The sequence below is a fragment of the Candidatus Hakubella thermalkaliphila genome, from assembly GCF_013281975.1.
In the GTDB taxonomy this organism is placed as follows: Bacteria; Actinomycetota; Humimicrobiia; order Hakubellales; family Hakubellaceae; genus Hakubella; species Hakubella thermalkaliphila.
On the sequence record NZ_BLRZ01000390.1, the window covers coordinates 1 to 751 of the forward strand.

A 751-nucleotide genomic window follows, 5' to 3' on the forward strand; every position below is an offset into this window, starting at 1 on the left:
ATCTGCCTCACATTCTTTCTTCCATCAACTGACCCGCCAGCAACCCCAGAATCTGGCTGGATATCTGCCTGGAAAATAGAAAAGCCATTCAAAGTATGATTGGGGATTACATTAAGGCTCTGGAAGATTTTGACGGCTGGTTGGAAGAGGAGAACAAAGAGGAGATATGGGGATATCTCAGTGAAGCCAGAGAGATCCGCCGCAGTCTACCCACTCGCATAGACATGGAAGAGAAAGAGATCTACGAGCTGCTGGTACCGGTCAAGGACAGGCCAGGGTCCATCAGCCAGATCTTGCTCAAGATTGGCTCTCTGGGCATTAATACTGAAGATCTGGACCTCATTCACAAACTGGAGAAAAAGGAAGGCCTGCTACGCATACTGATTAAAGAAAAGGACAAGGCCAACAGGGCCAAGGATAAGCTTGAGCAAGATGGTTTTCAGGTAGCGATGCGCAATCTGGAGCTGGGGGTCAGTTGATGGAAGTTACGTTGACCTCTGCCAAAAATTTAAGGGGAGTTATCACCGTACCTGGAGACAAATCCATCTCTCATCGTAGCCTTATCCTGGCCTCGCTGGCCCATGGAAGATCCAGGATAGCTAACTTCTCCTTCTCCAAGGATTGTTTTTCCACCATGAACAGTCTGCGATCTCGGGAGGGAAATGGCTCTGTAACCGACGTTTCTCCCATAGCCTGAAGGCCTGCCAGAAGAAGGTCATGCATGGCCAGATAAACTTGGGCATCTGTCTTG

The 751-nt window shown here is 49.0% G+C and carries 1 protein-coding gene and 1 pseudogene; both read left to right on the forward strand.

The genetic code is table 11. The annotated features are described in order from the left end of the window. Nucleotides 1-47: 47 nt before the first annotated feature. Nucleotides 48-479, forward strand: a pseudogene (locus HW443_RS12340) (hypothetical protein); the annotation flags it as partial. Then, complete coding sequence (locus HW443_RS14200) at nucleotides 479-697, forward strand: hypothetical protein (RefSeq protein ID WP_176238353.1); 219 nt, start codon at nucleotides 479-481, stop codon at nucleotides 695-697. The pseudogene HW443_RS12340 and the gene HW443_RS14200, both read left to right, overlap by 1 nt. Nucleotides 698-751: the final 54 nt, after the last annotated feature.

Excerpts from the sequence above, each read along its gene's own strand:
- HW443_RS14200 (WP_176238353.1), top strand. The coding sequence starts at position 479 with ATGGAAGTTACGTTGACCTCTGCCAAAAATTTAAGGGGAGTTATCACC.